Source organism: Methanocella arvoryzae MRE50, from assembly GCF_000063445.1.
In the GTDB taxonomy this organism is placed as follows: Archaea; Halobacteriota; Methanocellia; order Methanocellales; family Methanocellaceae; genus Methanocella_A; species Methanocella_A arvoryzae.
In genome coordinates, this window is record NC_009464.1 from 1341498 (window position 1) to 1360843 (window position 19346).

The following is a 19346-nucleotide window of genomic DNA, read 5'->3' on the forward strand; positions in this document are numbered from 1 at the left end:
ACAGTCCCCCTGTCTTTTCTTACTTTTTGCTCTGCGAAACCTCGATCTTGCCCATGGCGGTGCCTGGAGGCAGCTCTATGCGACGGGTGGTCCACGCGTCGCATTCCAGCACGGAAGTATCGGTGTACCTGCCTTCGCTGTCCTGGAGCTGACATGCTTTGCGTATCCGGAGCTCTTCGATGCCTGCTTTGATCAGGGCTTCCTTTTCCCTGTACAGGGTGTCGATGGTGGCGAGGAGTATCCGGTTTCTCTCCGCCGCGTCGCTGGCGGTGGCGTAGAAAGCGTATTCGAGCTTCAGCTTGAGGAGTATGACCTCTCCGGTGGCTCTGGCGATGTTATAGCGGACTATGAGCCCGTCTTTGGCCTTCTCTGGCGGAGCCCTGAAGGTGACCGTGCCCCTGACGTAGTCGACAGTATAGTCCGCGGGCTCGTTCCTGGGGCTGCCCGGCGGCGATTCCACGCTGAGGAGGGGCTTGACTGGCGCCTGCGATAATGCGAACTCTTTTCTGGAGCCGTCACAGTCGAACATGTCTGCTACCTGTTCCTTTTTGATCGTGCGGGAGTTGCCGATACCCTGCTCTTCTACTATCAGGCCTCTGCCGGCCAGAGCAAGCGATCTGTCTTCTGGAGTACCTGAGAGCCCAGCGGTGATCTTCTCGCCGGGCAGAACCTCCGCCTTCCGCAGCGTATCGAGCAGCGCTTCGTCAATCTCCCCGATCATCGCCTGTCCGCCTCACTTCCTGACGTTGAGCTGCCGTACCCTGGTCACGTAGTGGAGCACGTTGGCGACCTTTACCGCACAGTCGTTGCTCGTATCCCTGAACGTGATATACCTGATCTCCGAGTCGGGGCTGGGATTGACCAGCACGTACCGGTACCAGAGGCGCTGATTAGGCGACTGAAGGTATTCGACGTACGGGGTTTTCTGGCCTTTGGGCCGGAGGCTGGACCACTCGTGCACAAACAGGTCTTTCGCCTCGTACACAGTGCCATCTACGTACTCGATGAGGATCGACAGCGCTTCCTTATCCCCGGAGGCGGCGCCCGACCAGTAAGAGATCGTATCCGCGTGGTCGTTCAGCCCGAACCGGCAGATGTCGCCGGCCTCAGTTTTACCCGCGTAGTACTGCCTGGTGATGAGGCCCATGACCTCCGTGCCATAGTTGAACTCGTCCGGCACGCCGCCGCCCAGCCCGCAGGAAGCCCCGACGGGGCTCGACAGCGAGGTCAGCGTCACGCTCCTCGTCATGTTGTCGATGTAGCTGCGCAGGCTGGCCAGCTCATCCAGCATCTGGTTCCACTCGTCCGACCTGATCAGGTCGCCCGGCTTCTTGTAGTTCAGTTCAATCGCCATGATACCACCTTACATTCCTTCCTTGTCATACAACCTTTATCTCGGCCCTGACTCCGCAGGCTTTGACTCCGTCGATCAGGTCCTGCAGATACCGTGCAGAGATGCCTGCCCTGTCCAGGTACGGCCGGGGCACGTTCACCACGAATGTGGCCGGCCTCCTCGCAGTCCATTCCATCGTCACCGTGGACGATATGTCGATGGCGAAGACAGACTGGTCGAACCTCGCCTCGTCGAAGGCGCCCACGTTAGCGCCCACCGCTTCGGTGTACCTCCACTTCGATCTTCTCCGGGGCAGCGCCGGAACGCCTGCCGTCGACATCCGGGGAGTCACGTCGCTGCCGTTGAGGGTCGCCTTTCCGGCAGAGATGACCAGCGTGTCCCCGAAGGCCATGTCCCCTTTGAACGTGATCGACTCACCCGTCGTCAGGTTGGCGAGAGTCGGGTCCGAGATTCTGGCGCCCTCGGTGTTCACCGTTATGGTGATCTCAGGGACGGCATCCTCTACGCTCACGGGGTTGACAGTCCACTCCATGCCTGCCCGTACCTTCCACTCCTTTCTCATGGACACTGCCGGGTTCTCCTCGATCGTGACGGGCGTTTCTGGGGGCAGGCCCAGAGTGATGCGGACCAGCATACAGATCGACCCGGTGGTGCCTCCGCCTTTATAGCTGATGATGGCAGCTTTGAGGCGGCCTCTGAACTCCCTGTCCGGCTCGCCATCCTTCCGGCGTACGCTGAACAGCTGGCCCATCCGATCGAGTTCCTCGCCGCTCGCCGTGTCTACCCAGTGAGAGCGCATGATCCTGGCCAGGTCTTTCTCCGCCTCGTCCATCTGCATGCCCACGCCTTCGGCCAGCGTCCTGACGGCGGAACTCTTATCCCAGCCCCGGTAGAAGTGGGGCAGCCGGGCCACTATCTTATCCGCTCTCCCCATTTCCCCTCAGTCCTCCACGTAGATCTCCAGCGTTCTGAGCTCGCACTTCTCGTCAGACCGGACTTCTGCGTTCTCGCTCCTGTCGTTGATGGTGACGCCCCTCGCGTCCCTCACGCCTTCCACTGCCAGCGCCGCCCTGATGATGCCGCTGATCAGCACCGGCTCTCCGATGTTGATCCTGCCCACGTACTCCCTGATCTGCCGGTCAGCCTTATCCCTGACTTCGCTTCTGTCCAGATCCTGGCGAACGACCAGTGTGAGCTTAAGGTCCAGCGGCGTCAGAGAAGGCCGCTTGAATTCCACGAGGATGCCGGCGGCCCTGGTCTCGTCGATGACCCGGGCGATCTCCTCGTCATCGCCACCGCTGGCTATGATCTGCATGACTCCCGGCACTCCGTCCGGCTGGTCGATAACCACGACCTCGCCGACTACCCCGTCCACCCCTTCCACCGCTGACTTCAGCGACCTGAGGGTGGCCTTGCCCGCAACTTCCAGCGCCCTTCTGCCCCTGTCGCGCAGCTCGGAATCAGTTTCCACGTCTGTGCCGTTCAGGATGTCCTTCTTATTTATCACGTACTCGATGCCCGTGACGGGCCTGGGCATGATGTTGATGCTGCCCGCAAAGACGTTGCCTTCCTTGCCCGGCACCAGCGCCATGACCGGCACGTCGGCTTCCCACCGCCCATCCGGGTTTTTCGCCAGGGTGACTTCCCGGACAGTACGGAAGACCTTGACGTTCTCCGCCCTTCGGGAATAGGTAGAGACCCTGGTGTCCAGCGGGATGACGATCTTCTCGTAGGCCGAATAGTCTACGTAGAAGACTGTGTTAAGGTCGGGCTTTTTACCCCCCGGAAGCCAGAGGATGGCGCCGTTACGGACCTCGAAGTCCCTGCCCTGGGCATAGGCTGCCTTTCCTCCGTCAGTGGTGCCCTCTGCCGCTTTGACGCCCTTGACCAGGCTGTTCTTGAGCTCGTACCGGCTCTTGCCGTCGTAGACGTGGGCCTCTCTCGACACGGACACTTCGGCAGGCTCGCGCTTGCGGCCGAAGGTGACCTCGCCCGAGGCGTAGCCGGCCATCTTGCGGGAGATGCCCAGGATGGAGACGACCAGGTCCAGCGACTTGCCGGTGGCGGTGTCGATGAAGCCCGAGTCGTACACCTGGCGCATCTGGGCGTTCAGGTAATCCATCTCCAGGGCGATGGACTCGATCAGTGTGCGGGCGACGCTGCCGGGATTCACGTCTGTGATGCCCATGGGCACGTCTATCCTGTAGAAGACGGTGAAGGTCGTCTTCGAGGCTGGCTTCTCCCCGTCCCGGAGCCACTCGATCATGCTGCCGCTCAGCCGGTAGTCGGTGCCCTTGCGGAAGGTGAACGGGCTGCTTTTCAGCGTGCCTTCCACCCTGAGAATGTCCACGACATCGGGATATGCGAGCCTGTACTTGGTGCGCCCGGCCGTGTGCTCGAACTTTTCTTCGATCACCCCTCTGGTGATCTGGCTGAGCATGGAATCGGTAATCTGGCGGTATTCTTTTCGGACGAAGGTCATCACGCCACCTCCAGGAAGTAGGGGAACACGAGGTTGAGGGGAACGGTGCTGCCGATGGGCGCTACTACCACGTCGAGGATGACGGCGCCGGGGTTATCCTTGTAGGTGTTGACCTTGATGCTCACGATGTCCCGGACCCGGGGCTCTGTCATGATGCACTCCTTGGCATACATTCGAATCAGCTCTCTCGTATCAGCAGTGTTGGGCTCGCCGATCAGCTCGTGGAGCCGGGAGCCGTAGGCCGGGTGTCCCAGGTCGGCAAGCTCCCCCTTTCTCGTCAGCAGCCGGTGCAGCAGAGCCTGCCCCAGGTTCTCCATCCCGGACACCGTTGTCAGCTCCCCTTTCCGGCTCACCGTCAGGTCCACTCCTATGCCGGCGTACTCGCCGGTCTCTACCAGGAGCTTCAGATCGCTCCCATACAGATCTTCGTCCATGTCTCAGTTCCCCTCCACTCACTCAATCTTTACTTACTAACCTACCTACCTATCCTATCATCACGGTCCCCGATGCCACGACCTTACCCACCGGCTGATCGGCGGGGTCGTTGCACGTGGTCGCGGTATCGCCGTTGCGGGCTGCAGGCTTGCCGTTGATCATCACGGTCGCGCTCCCCAGGATGATCTTGCCCTTGTTAGACGGAGGCGTCTGGAACGAGCCTCCCTGCGGTATGTGCGGGGGCAGGTTGTCCGCAGTGCTGTCCACTGTGGCGGCAGGCATGCCCATGATCTTGACGTCGGAGCTCAGGCCTCCCCCGATGGTGCCTGTGAACGGGTGCGGCAGCGGGGTAGGCACCGGGCCTCCCGGCGACGGGATCATGACTATATGCGTGTCCGTCGCCACTATCTGGTCTCCCTGTTTCGCCGCCGGCTGTCCCATCATCACACCTCAGTTGATGTTCACCATGCTGCCCTTGATGTTAACGGTGCCCGAGCCCTTCAGATTCAGGTCGCCTCCGGCCTCGATGGTCGTGTCCCCGCCGGACCTGATCCTCACGTCGCCTCCGGCCTCGACTACCACGTCACCGTCCTTCTCGATCGTCAGCTTCGAGCCCCCGAGCGATATGTCTACCTGGTCGTCCTTGATGGTGACCTCGGTGCCGCCGGGGAACTTCAGGTAGAGCCTGCGCAGGCTGCTGTCCTCGTCTCCCCGCTGCTCGAAGACAATCTCGCCCGTGTTGTTGAGTGGCGGCCGGTCCTCCGAATTGTACAGCCGGCCGATCACGATGGGAGCGTGGATGCTGCCGTTGACGAAGGCCAGCAAGACCAGGTCGCCGGCCTTCGGGGCGCAGGCCAGGCCTACGATCTGAGTAGCTACGGGCACGTTCCGCAGCTCCAGCTCGGTCGTTTTCAGCATCACGTTACACGCGTAGTTATCCCGATCGCCGCTGTCGGCATGGGAGAAGACCGAGGTCACGATGCCCAGCTCGATAGTCCGGAGTTTGCGTAGCTCATTGCCGGCTACTTTCTGGATGATCTCAATGCTGTTCACTTGACCTCTCCCCTGGCCTGCGCCTCGATCTTCTGGATCAGCGACATGACTGCGTCGCCTTTCGCCCTGACCTCGGAAGCCCGGTCCTGCACGCTGTTTTTCGCCTTGATAGCCAGCGCCTTCTGGTCGGAGATCAGGCCTATGCCGTCTTTTTTCGCCCTCTGGCCTGCCAGCTCTTTCAGCTCCAGGAGTTTCCGGGCTGCGTCAGCCTTCTGCTGCGCCGCCTCGGTGGTGGCTTTCAGCTGTTGCTGCTTCTGCTGGAGCATCCTGACAGGGGCTTCGGCTTTCTGCTTTGCGGCCTCGATCGCCCTCTTCATTTCCTCGATGGGCGAGAGCGTCTGGCTTTTGAGCTCCGACAGCTTCGCTTCGGGCATCCCCTGCAGCTTCTTCGCCGTGTCCAGTGCATCCTTTCCGCTCCTGCCCAGGTCTTTGATATCGTCGATCATATTGACTCACTCCAGCCCTGCCATCTTCCGGCCTTCCATCACGGCCTCTCTTGCCGAGCCATAGGCTTTGTTCAGGCTGTCGATGGCCTCGTTTGCCTCCCGCTTCGCGTCGTCCGCCTTCTTCCTCGCCCGGGAGTAGTCCTCGTTCGCGGCGGCGATGATGTCTTCAGCCGTCTTTCTGGCGGCATCGATTTCAGCCTGGGCTTCCCGGGCGGTATCCTCGATCTTCTTTTTGCCTTCCTCAGAAGCCTTCTCGATCTCGTCATCGATCTTCTCGAGCTCTTCTCTTGCCTGTGTAAGCCGCCCCTCGGCCTCTTTCAGCTTTCTCTTCAATTCTTCGGAGGAACTTTCGATAGCTTCCCCTGCAATCTGCAGCCTGATCTCGTTGTAGTCCTGCTCGCACTCTGCCACCTGATCGGCTGCCATCTGCCGCAGGCCCTGGTATTCCTGCAGGACTTCCTCGAGCACCCGGAGCATCTGCGCCTTCTGCTTTTCCAGCTCTTCTTTTAGCCCGTCGGCCGTGGACAGAGGCTCCCTGGCTGCCGCCAGCGCCTGCTCGTGGGCGGCGTCTGCCTCTTTCAGGAGCTGATCGGCCATCCTGTCGATCTCGGTCCTGGCCTCGCTTACCTTCCGGAGCATCTCATCCAGCGAGCTTTCCGCGGCGTCCAGCGCCTCTACCAGCGCTTCTCTGGCGCTCTCCAGCTCGTCTCTGGCCTTCTGGAGCATCTCCTCCATGAACGACGGCTTCTTCGGCGGGGCCGGTACGGGAGGCTTCTCGACTACCGGAGGCTCGGACTTCGAGACCTTCGGGGGCCTGACCCACTCGATAGCTGACATGAAGCCCCGCTCTCCCCCGAAAGTGTGGGTGACCCTGACGACCTTGAAGTCCCCGTTCATCCTGGCATCGGGGGCTTCCTTGATCCTGATCGTGCTGCACAGGCCGGCTTTTGGCACCCCGATCGCCTTGACGGTGCCGGACAGGGATACGGCGTGCTTCTCGAGGTAGTTCCGGGCCACCTGGTCGGCTGTGTCCTTGTCCCTTATAGCAGGATTGGTGATCAGGTGCCCGTCCTCGTCCCCGCACGAGCCGCCCATCGTCTTCTTGGAGAGCCAGTGGGAGGTGTCGTCGCCCATCGAGCTCGCCGGGCTCTCTTCGAACACCCTCACCCCGGATACCCGGGGGTTAGTCTCCTGCACGCTCACGTCGACGATATCCCTGCCGTACCTGAGGGTTATCGGCTTCTGCTCCTCGTACTTTTTAAAGATCAGGTGGCCTTCGGCATTCAGGAAGAGATCGCAGCCCGATAGTTCGGCCAGCTCCCGAAGGTGCTGGTAGGCGGTCTTGCTGTCGTCGATCACGTACGAGGGAAAGCTCAGGCCATCGTCGGGTTCCTTGACCGCCAGGCCGGCTCTGCCGGCGATATCCTCTACGATGGCGCCGGCCGCCTGCTTCTCGTAGACCTGGTTGATGCGTTTACGGGCGAGCAGCGACGCCAGGCTGAGGCAGGTGATCGTCGCCCCTGAAACAGCGGGGTCCACCGAATCCACGCCACCGGTGAAGACTTTAGTGTTGCTGCCGTCGAAGCCCAGCTCCACCGAGACTTCGTCACCCCTCTTCACGGCACCGATCAGCGGGCCGTTATTCACCAGTATTTTACAGATGTCGATGGGGACGTCGAGAGCGAGGTCTACCTCGATGCCCACGATGTCCGTGGCCGAGGACGGCTCGATGGTCTGAGACCCGAGCTTGATCTTATAGGACGGCTTCTGCATTTCTCGCTCACTCGCCCGCTTTCAGAGATCGGATTCCTCCGGTAGCCTGTATGGTAACGTCTTCTTCGTCTACCACTTCTTCCAGGACTGCCGTGTCCGATCTTGCGGCTTTGCCGCCGGCTCCGGCATCTCCTGCCCCACCCGCAGTCCCGGCCCGGCGGGCTTCTTCGCTCAGCCCAGCCTCGCCTGCCGGCCCGGTGGTCTCTTCGCCACTTACCTCAATAGTCCGGGTCATGCCCTCGTATGCCGGGTCGTTGACGCTGACCTCGTACTGGCCCGGTGGCAGTTCCTCGACGTAGTAGTCTCCGTTCTCGTCCGTGGTGACGCTGTACTCCCCGAACATGCCGGCGATGATGACTTCCTTTCCCGCGACGGGCTTGCCATCCCCGTCCTTCACGCTGCCTTTCACCTGGCTCTTCGTGTCGGCAGCCTTCTTCGCCTCCGCCTGTGCCCACTCCTCCGCTTCCTCATCCTGCGAGGGCGGCGTGGTCGGCTCCGGGGGAGGCTCCTTGAATTCCCGGAGCACGATGGAGTACTCGAAGTGATCGATCAGCTCTGTGGTCTCGGTGATGACCAGCTCCTGTATGATCACTTTAGTGACGTCCGCCGCCCCGGTGATATCCGAATTGAACGACACGGGGGTGCCGCCCTTGTACCTGGCCCTGATGTTTTCCAGCACGCCTTTAGCTCCCTTGCCCGTGATCAGCCCTTCGAAGGAGATGAGCACAGCGCTCCTGCCGAGGTTCTGGAAGGTGCTGCCCTCCATGCCCGGCACTTCGTAGGCCATCACGTTACGCCTGTCCGTGGTAGTGATCCGCCGGATGTTGCGGACCTCCTGCTGCCCTCCCGTGCCCCCGTAGACCGTGGTGGCGAGCGGTATGCCGTCCAGCTCGATCTTCACTTACATGCCTCCGTACCTTTTGAGCTCCTCAGAGAGGATCTGGCCGATCTTCCGGCCCAGTTCCTTCATCTCCGCCTCCTCGGACCCGCCGCTGACATTGACGGTGATGTTGAACGTGTTGTTGAAGTTCGCCGTGTGCGAGACCGGCTTCTCCTTCTCCGCCGGAGCCACCTGAACGCTGCCTATCGCCGGCAGCAGACCCCTCGGGACATTCCTGACCGGCGCAAGCTGCGGGGCGGCCGAAGTCATCCGGGCCACCACACTGTCAGCCATCTGAGTGAACACCTCGATCGGGGTTCGGATTGCTTCGTATGTCCTGATATCCATGCTACCATGGCCTGCAGGGAGGGTGGAGCCGTAGTTGAAGATAGAGCGATCGGAAATAGTACCATTTTCAGTCACGCCGGACAAGTATAGCGATTCCATGAGGTGCTGGTGCATGACATCGCCCAGGCTGACTACCTGTTCTATAAGATTGATCGAGCTGTGTCCGCCCGGATGGTAGATCGTCGTGTCCACGCGGGTGATCGTACTGGCGGTACGGCTATTATCCAATATCTCTGTGCTAAAAATGCTGTCCCGGATGATCGATTCTGCTCCCGCCATTTCGATTGCCTCGACCATCTGCTCTGCTACGGAACTTGTCCCGGACGCCAGTTCTGTCAGCCTGCTGATCGACTGCAGGTGATCAGATACGGTCTCCCGGGGCTGTGACTGAGCCAGTGCTGAGGCCAGCGTTTCCCGGGACATGGCGACTGATTGGTTATATGCCTCGGCGCTGTCCGGCACTATGGAAGCAGCCTCCTCGGCTCTTGCTCTCGCCTCTTCCAGCGCCTTTTTGCGGGGGACGAAAGACGGTATGTCCAGAGTTCTTCCGGCGCGGACCGCCTCTCTCCTCGCCTGAACGGGCCCGGCCCCGGGTAACCGGCTTTCAGGGGCGGCTTCGTTAGAATTAGAGTGTATCTGCGCATGCATCCCGGCCTCAGAGCTGTCGGCTATCGGGACCACGCTCTCGCTCACTTGCTCGATTGTGCGGATGGCATCCGACGCTTTCCTCAGGTCTTCCAGAACAGAGCTAATTTCATGGCCTTCAGTGGCGGGCGCTGCTATCGACACACTGGCGCTGCCGTACGCGCTGGTAAGTGTGCTGCCGGCCGTGTAAAAATCGCCACCTTGCTCGAGGGTATTGAATATCTGCTCTATCGTTGACAGCGCCAGGTTGAGGCTGACAGTCACGCTCTGGCTATCCTGCGCTCCACCCGGCTCAGAGGGTTCGACATCCTCCTCTTCATTTTCTACCGCCGGGAGCCTGAACTCAACCAGCATCGCCGACATGCCCTCCAGCTGTGCCTGGATCTGGTCGGCCATATCCAGAAAGTGCTGTACTGCATCCGGCTCCCTTATGGCTGAGTCGATGGCTTCCACTGCGTCTCTCCGGGGATCGTCCATGGTCATTCCGTATCTACGTCGTCGTCGGTGAAGATGATCCGGTTCACTCCGGCCTCCTCTGACCTGACTGCGGCTTCCTTTTCCAGCCTGTCTACCAGCGCTGCGACTAAAAAGCTGACCTGAGGCCTGGTGAGGTCCGCGGGCCGATCGGCCAGCTTGTAGCCGTAGTCCAGACAGAGGACTGCCAGCTCCTGGCCTTCCGGCGACTCGACGAACCTATCCATCTCTATTCTTTTTTTTTACCGACGCCCCGGGGACGATGCCGCTGAGCTCGAGGATGCGGGTGCCGATCGCCTCGGGCACCCCGAACTTCATCTCGGCGACTTCCTCCGGGGTCAGCTTCGGCTCCACCATGCCCATGGATGTCACCAGCCGGAGCGCCCTGAAATTGCGGGAAGGGTCGGGTTTGCCCGGCTCCCCGGCGCCCGCGATGGCGAAGACTTCGCTGAGCTCTCCGTCGGTGAGCGGCCGGATGACTACTTCAGCATCGTAGCCTTCGACGTGAACGGCCTCCCTGCGGTCTTTCCCCCGCAGGATGTCCTCCTTGGTCAGCCTCTTCATTCAGCCGATGCCCCTGCTTAGCTCTCGCCCTGGATATCCTCGGCGTTGAACGTGTACGCTGACAGGCCCACGCCGTTCACATCCATGCTGAAGGTGCGGTCCTCGATGAAGACGTTGGTGAAGGTGAGAGCTTTGGTAGTCTCTCCCTTCTTCAGCGAGACCACGATGTTGACCGGGTTCGCGTAGTCTGCCTTGTGGACCAGGCTGTCCAGCTTGTTGCTGGCTGACTTGACCTTGATGGTCCCCGTCACGACCTTATTGCCGTAGTTGACGCCCGTCCGCAGGTGCGAGTTGAACGAGTACACGTAGCTCATGTTTCTGTTCACCTTGTAGTCGATGGACTGGACGCCCTCGATCACTTCGTCGCCCACCTGGACGGTGCTTTCCGAAGAAGAATATAAGTTGATCGCCATGATTTACCCCCCCTAAGCCTCCACCTTGATCGTCGCGTAGATGAAGTCGATCGCCCTGACCGGCCTCACCGCGAGATTGACTCGCACGATACCCTGCGCGAAGTCCATCTCCGAGCTGTACACGTCCAGGAGGAACGCCGGCTCCTTGCCATCGGTGCTCGGCACGATGGCGTTCTCCCTCTCCATCTGGGTCAGGAACGCAGTGATGTTGCCCTTCAGGGCCATCCTGCCGTTCTCGTTGTTCAGCGTGCCGATGAAGAGGTCTGAGATGTTCTTGACGCCGCGGACTGCGTGGTCCGCCACCCGGGTCACGCTGATCTGCTCCTTGCTGGTCGAGATGCCCTTGACTACCACGATGCCCCGGCCGCGCTGTGCCTCCAGGGGCAGGACGCCGGCTTTGAGCATCTCCATCTGCTCGGACGGCGTATAGTTAGCCTCCAGCTTAGGTAGACCGCTGACGGGCTTGAAGGTGGGCGACTCGTAGTAGTTGAGCTTGCTGATCAGGCCTGCGACTGCACCTGTGCATCCGTAAGGTGCGACTAAGACGAACCTGTCGCTGGCCAGCGTCTTCGTCCTGGCACAGATGTCCCTGACGCTCTCGCCGCTCGCCACGGTGCCGAGGCCGATCCGGTTCCGGGCCTCCAGGCTCATCTTCATGCAGTGGGCCTCGACCAGCGCGTGGATCTCCGGGTCGGTGACGTCACAGGCCACCACGAGGTCGATGTCCGGCTCGCCCTCGAGCTTCTCCAGGGCCGCCTCGTAGTCTTCCTTGCTGATGACGCCGGTGACTCCGCCGGCGAGGCTGGCCTCAACAGGGGCAGGGTTGTTGTTCGGGGCCTTGGACGAGGACTTCAAATCCTGCGCGGTAACCAGCGCTGACTTCCTGTTGATCGTCTCGACGGTCTCCATGTCAATGCGGTCGTAGATCTCGATGTTCGCACCATCCGAGATCATGATCTTCACCGCGTCGCCCTCGGGCTCGTCCTCGACCTTGACGCTGATGACGTTGCCGTCTTCGCCCATGGACTTAGACGTCAGCAGGAGGGTGTCCCTGCCCTTTCTGTCTTTGAGAAGCAGGCTGGCTTTCGTGCCGTTCCTGCCGGCGATGGGCACCACGAAAACCTGAAAAACGCCATTCTGGAAGGCCTGCCTGACGTCCTTCGTGACTGAGAACTTGTCGCTCGCGCCGAATTTGTCGGCGAACTCTGCATAGCTGCTCACCGGGGTGGGCACCAGAGGCTCACCCTTCTCGGTCGTGCCGATCATAGCTACGACCCCTGACGGGTTGAGCTGCTGGGGCACGATCTCCTTGATTACCTGAATCTCCACACCTGGAACTATCCGGGTCATACCACACACCATCCATAATGGTGCCGCCAGCTACTGGCGGTCTTACCATGATACCCGGCGATAAACCGCGCGGACGCCCGCCATAATCGGGAGCCATGTCGGTTTTAAACGCCTGTACCTCAATATATTGAAGTCTAGGAGTCTGCCGTTATATAATTTTCTAGTATAGTATCAGAAATGATAGCACAAGTGGAGCGCCATCGTGGTCGCGATATTCTCATTATCGCAGGTGTCCGGGCATGGCTGCTTAACCACAGTAAGTTAACACCTTAAAAATTTAGTAGCGAATCAGGTGGGGCTTAAGATCGCACAGCCCCATCCAAGGCCCCGGTATGTCTCATACCCCGGTGTCCGGGCGAAGGCTACCATAATTTTCTTGCGGTCCGCCGTTTCGATGGTGAAGCCCTTCTCGCCTTTCAACGCCCGCCGGACTCCTTCCAGGCCGGCGACGTTTTCGGCCAGGATGCCTTTTCCGTCGCTGGAGGCAATCACATAACCATCCCTGTTGAACAGTAAAATCCTGGAGTTTTTCTTTTCTTCTTCGGATAGCCTTACGTTCTTCACAATGTAGTCCGCCTGGGCCCAGTCGAAGACTACCGCCAGCACTCCGATCACTTTACCGTAAGTTTCCCCGCCCTCTCTGACGGCAGCAGAGTAGATGACTGCCAAATCTCCCGTGAGCGGGCATTTTTCTACGTCCTGGACGAAGTACTCGTTGCCTGTCGAAGTTGCCATGGCGCCCTGAAACCATGATCTGCCCGACACGTCCGTATCGCAGAGGCTGTACCTGTCTGGCTTACCGTTAGCGATGATCCTGCCATTTACGTCCGCCAGAATCAGCTCTTTGTAGATGGTGTAGTTTTTTAGGATGACGCCCATCCGGCTTACTGCAACCCGGCGTCTGTGTTCATCCCCGGATGACCGGCAGGCATCGACGAACGCGGCCTCCGTGGCCCACCACCTGACGTCGGCAGTCCGCTCGTACAGGTTACGGTCCAGTACCTCGATGGCGTTGAATGCGAGGTCGCTGAGCCTGTTGCCCCTGGCCTGGGTCTCCGTGGCGGATATTTCCTGCTCCGTAATGGTGATCTCCGAATCGAGCTTCTCGGCGATAACCTGTACCCTGTCGCTGAGGGTCTTCATTTCCTCCGCCACCACGGCGAATGTCTTCCCGGAAGCGCCTGCTCTGGCCGCCTCTATCCGGGCGTTGAGAGACAGGAGCTTGACGGAATCGTTGATCTGCCTTATCGCATTTAAGCCCTCTCTCATCTTACTTGTGGCTTTATTTGAATAATCCGGTGATGCCATCGTCTTATCGCCTGGTAGGCAAGTATATTCCGTCTCATTACTTAAGTATTTTCTTACACTATTGAAAATCCTGAATGGCAATGATTCGGAAGAGGTCTCGGACTGAGCTTTAAGTACCCGTTAAAAAAAGAAAGTGGTGGAGCTTTCACTCCACCTTGAGCTTGTTCACTTCGGTCTTGAGCTCTTCGGCCATCTTCAGCACCTGCTGGGCGATGTTGGCCGTCTCCTCCATGGTGGAGGTGCTCTCCTCCGCGGAGGCGCTGACCTCTTCCGTCGACGCGGCGCTCTCTTCGACCACGGCGCTGATCTGCTCGATGGCTCTGGCGATCTCCATGGTGCTGCTCACCTGCTTCTCTGTCGCGGTCGAGACGTTCAGGGCGACTTCCGCCACCTCGTCGACCAGCCGGGAGATCTCTTCCACCGACTTAAGGGCTTTCGCCACCACATCGCTGCCGCTGGCCACCTCCGCAGTGCCCTTGTCCATGGACATGACCGCCCGGTCAGTCTGTTCTCTGATCTGGCTGATCAAGTCGCTGATCTGGCTTGTGGACTTAGCCGAGTCTTCCGCCAGCTTGCGGACTTCTTCCGCGACGACGGCGAAGCCTCTGCCCGCCTCCCCGGCCCTGGCCGCCTCGATGGCGGCGTTTAATGCGAGGAGGTTGGTCTGGCTGGCGATGCTGTTGATCACGTCGACGATCTTGCCGATCTGTTTCGATTTTTCGCCCAGGTCCTTGATGATGGCCGCCGAGTCGTCCACAGAAACCCGGATGTCCGCCATCTTGTGCATGGCCAGCTTGGAGGCCTCGTCGACCTTCTTCGTGGCCTCGCTGGCCTCCTTCATCTTATTCGAAGCCGTCTGGGCGCCCTTCGAGACGTCCCTGGCGTCGGTCGAGATGGTCTGGATGAGGGAGCTGATATTCTCGACTTCTTTCGCCTGGCTCTGGCTGCCCGCCGCTATCTGGGTGATGCTCTCGCTGATCTGCCGGGAGGAGACCATGGCCTGGCCGGCCGCCTCGCTGGAGTGCTGGGCCGCGGCGGCCACCCGCCCGGCGACGTCGTTGACCGTCCTGATAATGGCCTTCAGGTTTTCCTGGGCTTCCTGCTGCCTGGTGATGTCATTGGCGATGAAGCTCACCCCGATGATCTTGCCGCTCAGGTCTCTCATCGCCGACATGTCGAGGCGGATAGGTATCGCCTTGCCGCTTCTGACGATCACCATGACGTCTTCTACGCCTATCAGGTCCTGTCCCGTCGACAGGACCGACCGGGGCGCGTCTGGCCGGACCTTCAGGCTGACCAGGTCCGAGATCGGTTTATCCTTGCATTCGGCCAGCTTCGTGCCGAGGTACTGCTCGGCGGCGTCGTTGAGGTACTCGATCTGGAACTTCGAGTTCAGCACCAGGTGGATCGCCTTGATCGACTTGAGGATAGACTCGCTGTATACTGCTTTCTCCTGGGCTTCCTTCTGGGCTTCCCTGATCTTCTGCTGGTCGGCCCTCTCCCTGGTGATGTCCTTGAAGAGCTCCATGCCGCCGATGATCCTGCCGTGGTTGTCGTAGATGGGCGAAGCGTTGCCCCTGATCCAGACTTCGCTGCCGTCGGCCGCCTTTACGGTCGTTTCGAAGTTGTTGACCGGCTCCTTCCTCTTCCAGCACTCCAGCACGGCGCAGTTCGTCCTGCAGGCAGGGCTGGTATATACATCGTAGCACTTCTTGCCGATGACGGCCTTCGGGTCCACGCCGATCGCCTTCGCGGCCACGTCGTTCATGTACGTGATGTTCCGCTCGTTATCGTACACCGACATCGGATCGTTGATCGCCTTCAGGATCGACTCGTTGAAGGCAATACGCTCCTTGATGTTAGCCACCATCTTGGTGATGGCCTCAGTGAGCTGGCCTACCTCGCCGCCCTTTGCTCCGGTTTCCATAGAAGCGTCGAGGTTGCCTGCTGCCACGCTGTCGGCCGCCTTGACCAGCCTCTTGATTGGCCCGGTAATCCTCCTGACAATGATGAAGCCCACGCCGATCGATGCGATCGTCAGGATCACGCCTATAATGATCGCATTCATGTTCGAGTTGTTGATCTGGCTCTGCATGGCACGGATGTCGTACCCCACGAAGAGCATGCCGACGACCTTATCCTCGCCGTTTTTGACCGGCACGTACCGGACCATCATGGGAATGCCGTTGACCGTCAGCAGGTCCTCGAACGTCTCGCCTTTGTCCAGGACTCTGGCCGCTACCTCGGGGCTGGATTTGGTGCCCACGATACGGTTTCCGCTGGCGTCTTTCAGGTTCGTGCAGACCCGGACGTCGCCCTGGAATAGCGTCGAGTAGCCCTCGGACGCCTCGCCTACCTGATCGACCAGCTCGTTCTGGTTGTTCTGCAGGTCTGCGGTGTACAGGGCGCCGATGATCGCTCCGCTCTCATCCTTGATCGGGACGCAGCTGACGATACCCAGGCCTTCCTGTGTCTTGGTGGCTGCTATGTAGCTGTCCAGGCCGTTGTTCTTAATCGCGGCCGCCGAAATGAGGTCCATCTCGTTCGTCCTGGTGCCCTTCAGCGCCGCCGCGACTTCGACTTCGCTCATCTTATCGCCGCTCACGTCGTTCGACGCCCTGGCCAGCACGGCAGCCTCGGTGTTGGTAACTGTTACCATGTTGAACTCGGGGTAGTCTTTCTGATACCTGTCGACTATGGCTTTGATCGCCTTTCTGTCATCCTTTTTGACGGCTGCGATCAGGCCGGGGTCGAGGGCCATCTTGTCTGTGATGAGCCCGTCTTCCACGACGACTCCGTCGATCGTCTTGGCGGCGATGGCAGCCGAATCGTCTATCTTATCCTTATATACGCTGGACTCTATTCCGGTCAGCGTCATGTTGTTGGCGAGCGTCAGGATCACGACCGGCACGATCGCCACAATTAGAATGAATACCAGTAGCTGAACTGATATGCTCCTTAAGTCAATTTTCACCATACTATTCACCCACACTGTCAACGATCAGCCGATTGCTTTAAACAGCAACACTCATTCAGCTGATCGTTTAATATTTGGTCGTTTCACGGTGTTAAGCTTAATAATTTTGTTATTTATTGGGATATCCAAAAAAAGGATTACAAAAAGGGTATTAGAGCTTGTTTAAGCCGTAAATACGGTTGTTAGCAGGTGTTCTACTATGGTATATGCGCTGTAAAGCAGGATCAGAATCGGTCGTCGAGGACCGGAAGCAGACTGTGGATGACCTTTCCCTTCGGAGTCAGCGAGTAAATCAGGTAACTGCCGTCCTTGTCCGAGGAGATCAGGCCGGTATCCTTGAGCTGCTTCAGGTGGTAGGACAAAGTGGAGTACTGAAGCCCGGTCAGGTCCACAAGCACGCAGACGCAAAGCTCCCGCTGCCGGAGCGCCTCGAGGATCTTGATCCTGACAGGGTCGGCGATAGCTTTGCATACTTCTGCCGCTACCTTACTGTTTTTAGCTTTGATCTTCTCCAGCGCTTCCTTTTCAGCCTCAGTCAGCGGGTACGGGTTTACAGGTAACTCTTCCATTACTTCTCCTATTTGGTGCAGTCAAAGCACTCTGTCTTGTCCTTGACGCTACAAGCACATCCTTCCATCGCCATCTTTCACTCTCTCGCTCACATCTTTGCTTTGATCCACTTCTTGATCTCGTCGCCAGAGGGCACTCTGCCCATGGACTTGACCTCGCCGTCCACCGCTAAGCCGGGTGTGGCGAGGATGCCAGCCTCGACGATCTCGTCGATGTCGCTGACTTTAACTACCTCGGCGCTCACGCCGAGCTCTTTTACCGCATCTTTGGCCGCCTTCTCCAGCATGCTGCACTTGGCGCAGCCTGTGCCATATACTTGAAGCTTCATCACTTTCACCTAACCTTATCTGCTTTTACACTATCTGTCATTAAATTATCGCGGCGAAGATGGCGCCGCATATGATGGCCATCAGGATGACCAGCCCTATGTAGGTCAGGCCTCTCTTTTTGCCCATGATGCTGGTGATGACTATCATGCTCGGCAGGCTCAGCGCGGGGCCCGCCAGCAGCATTGCCAGCGCCGGACCTTTGCCCATGCCTTCGGCCATCAGCAGCCCCACGATGGGCACCTCCGTCAGCGTCGAGAAGTACATTAGCGCACCCGAGACTGAAGCGACGGTAATGGAGGGCAGGCTGTCGCCGCCTACGAATGCCTGGATGTAGCTCGTGGGGATCAGGTAGATGATGATGGCCGCGAAGAACACGCCTGCGATGAGCAGCGGGAAGATCTTCTTTACCAGGAACCAGGTCTCGTTCATCCACGCCGAGAGCTCGGCTCTGCTGTACCACTTATACGAGGTATAGGCAGTAGCAGCGACCAGGGCCGCGAGTACAGGCCCCTTTATCAGCCAGTCGATAGCCCATCCTCCGAACACGAGGATGACGACCAGCAGCAGGAAAGTCAGGGGTGTCCGGTACTTGAAGCTCTCGGTGCCGCCGTCCTGGGAGGTCATGACGAACGGCATCTTCTTCTGGCCTTTCAGCTCTTCGGTAAGCTTCTTCTGGAACAGTATGGCCATGATGGCCCCGATGACGATTGAAAGCGTCACCGCAAAGAACGCCCTCGCGATGCCGATGTCGTAGCCCAGCTGCTGGGCCGAGTAGACGATCGCCAGCACGTTGATGGCGGGCGCCGAGAACAGGAAAGCCGTCGCAGGCCCAATCCCTGCGCCACGCTTGTAGATGCCGGTAAACAGCGGCAGCACCGTACAGGAGCAGACCGCCAGCAGCACGCCGCTGACCGCGGCGACGCCGTAAGATACGACCTTGCTAGCGTCGGGGCCTAAGAACTTCAGCACCGACTCCTTAGAAAATAGCGCAGCTATGGCGCCGGCTAAGAAGAACGCGGGAACGAGGCAAAAGAGTACGTGCAGCGAGATGTACTCGAACACGGCGGCAATACCCACATTGATAAGCGTTAACCCGAAGTTAACGAGGCTTTCCACCATACTATCACATTTCTAATATTATGGAAATACCTTGTATATAATCCTTTTCGAATTTTTTTGAAATGAAAAATTCTAAATGATTTTACTACCCGGCGTTTTCGTCTACGATAGTCCGGCTATCGATAGCAGGTACGTGATCGTGAGGTACAGCCCGTACAGCAGGAAGCCTGCCCCGAGCACTTTCCTCACGTACGGCTCGACTTTCACGATCCTGGCGACGTAAGCCCGGGCGAACGTGGCGCTCACTCCCAGCAGTATGGCGAAGATCAGCACGGGCAGGCCGGTGCCGATGCCGAACAGCAGCGGGTAGCTGACTCCGACGTAGCTCGACTCCAGCGCGAGCGGTACCAGCAGCCCGAAGAACATCACTGCAGTGTATGGGCAAAAGGCCAGTGCAAAAATGACTCCGAGGAAAAAGGATCCGGCTACTCCTCGTTTCGACAGCTCGAGCCCGTACTTCGCCTTGAGGCTGTCGCCGACGGAAATATTTGGCTTTACCAGCTCCAGCATCACGACTCCTACGAGGATCAGTATCGGCCCTAGGATGATCTTTTCGTAATCCTGCAGCACTGGTGCACTGTCCATCACCGCCGACCCGAAGGCGTAGATGAGCAGCCCAATACTACCGTAGGTTGCCGCCCTCCCTAGTGTGTACAGCGTGCCAGCCAGCACTGTATCCCTGGAGCTCAAAAATTTGGAAGATACATACGCTATCGCTGTCACGTTCGCCGATAGCGGACAGGGCCCTATCGCTGTCACCAGGCCGATGGCAAACGCGTACAGCAGCGGAAATTCCCTGACTGCGGTGAGCGCTGAGAGATCCATA

At 59.1% G+C, this 19346-nt stretch carries 21 protein-coding genes; all 21 read right to left on the bottom strand.

Going from position 1 to position 19346, the window contains the following annotated elements; genetic code table 11:
• Nucleotides 1–19: 19 nt before the first annotated feature.
• Nucleotides 20–721: a hypothetical protein gene (locus tag RCI_RS06745; RefSeq protein ID WP_012035660.1), complete on the bottom strand. Its 702-nt coding sequence runs from the start codon at nucleotides 719–721 to the stop codon at nucleotides 20–22.
• Nucleotides 722–733: 12 nt separating this feature from the next.
• Nucleotides 734–1354 carry a hypothetical protein gene (locus RCI_RS06750; protein WP_012035661.1) on the bottom strand — a complete coding sequence of 207 codons (621 nt, stop codon included), beginning with the start codon at nucleotides 1352–1354 and terminating at the stop codon, nucleotides 734–736.
• 25 nt (nucleotides 1355–1379) lie between these two features.
• Nucleotides 1380–2288 (bottom strand): hypothetical protein, encoded by a 909-nt coding sequence (locus RCI_RS06755; protein ID WP_012035662.1) that lies wholly within the window; start codon nucleotides 2286–2288, stop codon nucleotides 1380–1382.
• A 6-nt stretch (nucleotides 2289–2294) separates the two neighbouring features.
• The gene (locus RCI_RS06760; protein ID WP_012035663.1) at nucleotides 2295–3836 is read right to left on the bottom strand and encodes a baseplate J/gp47 family protein; all 1542 of its coding nucleotides are present in this window, start codon (nucleotides 3834–3836) and stop codon (nucleotides 2295–2297) included.
• Complete coding sequence (locus tag RCI_RS06765) at nucleotides 3836–4270, bottom strand: GPW/gp25 family protein (RefSeq protein ID WP_012035664.1); 435 nt, start codon at nucleotides 4268–4270, stop codon at nucleotides 3836–3838. Before RCI_RS06765 ends, RCI_RS06760 begins: the two co-directional genes overlap by 1 nt.
• Nucleotides 4271–4319: 49 nt before the next feature.
• Complete coding sequence (locus tag RCI_RS06770; protein ID WP_048198205.1) at nucleotides 4320–4712, bottom strand: PAAR domain-containing protein; 393 nt, start codon at nucleotides 4710–4712, stop codon at nucleotides 4320–4322.
• A gap of 9 nt (nucleotides 4713–4721) precedes the next feature.
• Nucleotides 4722–5324 (bottom strand): phage baseplate assembly protein V, encoded by a 603-nt coding sequence (locus RCI_RS06775; protein WP_012035666.1) that lies wholly within the window; start codon nucleotides 5322–5324, stop codon nucleotides 4722–4724.
• Nucleotides 5321–5770 carry a hypothetical protein gene (locus RCI_RS06780; protein WP_012035667.1) on the bottom strand — a complete coding sequence of 150 codons (450 nt, stop codon included), beginning with the start codon at nucleotides 5768–5770 and terminating at the stop codon, nucleotides 5321–5323. Before RCI_RS06780 ends, RCI_RS06775 begins: the two co-directional genes overlap by 4 nt.
• Nucleotides 5771–5776: 6 nt before the next feature.
• On the bottom strand, nucleotides 5777–7543 hold the full coding sequence (locus tag RCI_RS06785) for a phage late control D family protein (protein WP_012035668.1): 1767 nt from the start codon (nucleotides 7541–7543) through the stop codon (nucleotides 5777–5779).
• Between the two features lie 7 nt (nucleotides 7544–7550).
• Entirely contained in the window at nucleotides 7551–8444 is an 894-nt protein-coding gene (locus tag RCI_RS06790) for a carboxypeptidase regulatory-like domain-containing protein (protein ID WP_012035669.1), read from the bottom strand.
• A complete protein-coding gene (locus RCI_RS06795; protein ID WP_012035670.1) occupies nucleotides 8445–9899 on the bottom strand; it encodes a hypothetical protein in 1455 nt (484 codons plus the stop codon).
• On the bottom strand, nucleotides 9896–10117 hold the full coding sequence (locus tag RCI_RS06800) for a hypothetical protein (protein ID WP_012035671.1): 222 nt from the start codon (nucleotides 10115–10117) through the stop codon (nucleotides 9896–9898). Before RCI_RS06800 ends, RCI_RS06795 begins: the two co-directional genes overlap by 4 nt.
• Nucleotides 10110–10454 (bottom strand): hypothetical protein, encoded by a 345-nt coding sequence (locus tag RCI_RS06805; protein ID WP_012035672.1) that lies wholly within the window; start codon nucleotides 10452–10454, stop codon nucleotides 10110–10112. The genes RCI_RS06800 and RCI_RS06805 overlap by 8 nt, the downstream gene beginning before the upstream one ends.
• A 17-nt stretch (nucleotides 10455–10471) precedes the next feature.
• Nucleotides 10472–10867, bottom strand: coding sequence for a hypothetical protein (locus RCI_RS06810; protein ID WP_012035673.1), 396 nt, complete (start codon nucleotides 10865–10867; stop codon nucleotides 10472–10474).
• Between the two features lie 12 nt (nucleotides 10868–10879).
• Nucleotides 10880–12217, bottom strand: coding sequence for a phage tail sheath subtilisin-like domain-containing protein (locus RCI_RS06815; protein WP_148266554.1), 1338 nt, complete (start codon nucleotides 12215–12217; stop codon nucleotides 10880–10882).
• Nucleotides 12218–12505: 288 nt separating this feature from the next.
• Complete coding sequence (locus RCI_RS17475) at nucleotides 12506–13486, bottom strand: methyl-accepting chemotaxis protein (RefSeq protein ID WP_052309922.1); 981 nt, start codon at nucleotides 13484–13486, stop codon at nucleotides 12506–12508.
• Nucleotides 13487–13670: 184 nt separating this feature from the next.
• Nucleotides 13671–16502, bottom strand: a complete 2832-nt coding sequence (locus tag RCI_RS17480) for a methyl-accepting chemotaxis protein (RefSeq protein WP_012035676.1) — start codon at nucleotides 16500–16502, stop codon at nucleotides 13671–13673.
• 224 nt (nucleotides 16503–16726) lie between these two features.
• Nucleotides 16727–17071 carry an ArsR/SmtB family transcription factor gene (locus RCI_RS06830; RefSeq protein WP_012035677.1) on the bottom strand — a complete coding sequence of 115 codons (345 nt, stop codon included), beginning with the start codon at nucleotides 17069–17071 and terminating at the stop codon, nucleotides 16727–16729.
• An 89-nt stretch (nucleotides 17072–17160) separates the two neighbouring features.
• On the bottom strand, nucleotides 17161–17400 hold the full coding sequence (locus tag RCI_RS06835) for a thioredoxin family protein (RefSeq protein WP_012035678.1): 240 nt from the start codon (nucleotides 17398–17400) through the stop codon (nucleotides 17161–17163).
• A 40-nt stretch (nucleotides 17401–17440) separates the two neighbouring features.
• The gene (locus tag RCI_RS06840; protein WP_012035679.1) at nucleotides 17441–18520 is read right to left on the bottom strand and encodes a permease; all 1080 of its coding nucleotides are present in this window, start codon (nucleotides 18518–18520) and stop codon (nucleotides 17441–17443) included.
• 102 nt (nucleotides 18521–18622) lie between these two features.
• Complete coding sequence (locus RCI_RS06845) at nucleotides 18623–19345, bottom strand: aromatic aminobenezylarsenical efflux permease ArsG family transporter (RefSeq protein WP_012035680.1); 723 nt, start codon at nucleotides 19343–19345, stop codon at nucleotides 18623–18625.
• Nucleotide 19346 lies beyond the last annotated feature (1 nt).

What these genes read in the sequence shown, in the direction of transcription:
- RCI_RS06745 (WP_012035660.1), bottom strand. Translation starts at nt 721, where the DNA reads ATGATCGGGGAGATTGACGAAGCGCTGCTCGATACGCTGCGGAAGGCG.
- RCI_RS06750 (WP_012035661.1), bottom strand. Translation starts at nt 1,354, where the DNA reads ATGGCGATTGAACTGAACTACAAGAAGCCGGGCGACCTGATCAGGTCG.
- RCI_RS06755 (WP_012035662.1), bottom strand. Translation starts at nt 2,288, where the DNA reads ATGGGGAGAGCGGATAAGATAGTGGCCCGGCTGCCCCACTTCTACCGG.
- RCI_RS06760 (WP_012035663.1), bottom strand. Translation starts at nt 3,836, where the DNA reads ATGACCTTCGTCCGAAAAGAATACCGCCAGATTACCGATTCCATGCTC.
- RCI_RS06765 (WP_012035664.1), bottom strand. Translation starts at nt 4,270, where the DNA reads ATGGACGAAGATCTGTATGGGAGCGATCTGAAGCTCCTGGTAGAGACC.
- RCI_RS06770 (WP_048198205.1), bottom strand. Translation starts at nt 4,712, where the DNA reads ATGGGACAGCCGGCGGCGAAACAGGGAGACCAGATAGTGGCGACGGAC.
- RCI_RS06780 (WP_012035667.1), bottom strand. Translation starts at nt 5,770, where the DNA reads ATGATCGACGATATCAAAGACCTGGGCAGGAGCGGAAAGGATGCACTG.
- RCI_RS06785 (WP_012035668.1), bottom strand. Translation starts at nt 7,543, where the DNA reads ATGCAGAAGCCGTCCTATAAGATCAAGCTCGGGTCTCAGACCATCGAG.
- RCI_RS06795 (WP_012035670.1), bottom strand. Translation starts at nt 9,899, where the DNA reads ATGACCATGGACGATCCCCGGAGAGACGCAGTGGAAGCCATCGACTCA.
- RCI_RS06800 (WP_012035671.1), bottom strand. Translation starts at nt 10,117, where the DNA reads ATGGATAGGTTCGTCGAGTCGCCGGAAGGCCAGGAGCTGGCAGTCCTC.
- RCI_RS06805 (WP_012035672.1), bottom strand. Translation starts at nt 10,454, where the DNA reads ATGAAGAGGCTGACCAAGGAGGACATCCTGCGGGGGAAAGACCGCAGG.
- RCI_RS06810 (WP_012035673.1), bottom strand. Translation starts at nt 10,867, where the DNA reads ATGGCGATCAACTTATATTCTTCTTCGGAAAGCACCGTCCAGGTGGGC.
- RCI_RS06815 (WP_148266554.1), bottom strand. Translation starts at nt 12,217, where the DNA reads ATGACCCGGATAGTTCCAGGTGTGGAGATTCAGGTAATCAAGGAGATC.
- RCI_RS17475 (WP_052309922.1), bottom strand. Translation starts at nt 13,486, where the DNA reads ATGAGAGAGGGCTTAAATGCGATAAGGCAGATCAACGATTCCGTCAAG.
- RCI_RS17480 (WP_012035676.1), bottom strand. Translation starts at nt 16,502, where the DNA reads ATGGTGAAAATTGACTTAAGGAGCATATCAGTTCAGCTACTGGTATTC.
- RCI_RS06830 (WP_012035677.1), bottom strand. Translation starts at nt 17,071, where the DNA reads ATGGAAGAGTTACCTGTAAACCCGTACCCGCTGACTGAGGCTGAAAAG.
- RCI_RS06835 (WP_012035678.1), bottom strand. Translation starts at nt 17,400, where the DNA reads ATGAAGCTTCAAGTATATGGCACAGGCTGCGCCAAGTGCAGCATGCTG.
- RCI_RS06840 (WP_012035679.1), bottom strand. Translation starts at nt 18,520, where the DNA reads ATGGTGGAAAGCCTCGTTAACTTCGGGTTAACGCTTATCAATGTGGGT.
- RCI_RS06845 (WP_012035680.1), bottom strand. Translation starts at nt 19,345, where the DNA reads ATGGATCTCTCAGCGCTCACCGCAGTCAGGGAATTTCCGCTGCTGTAC.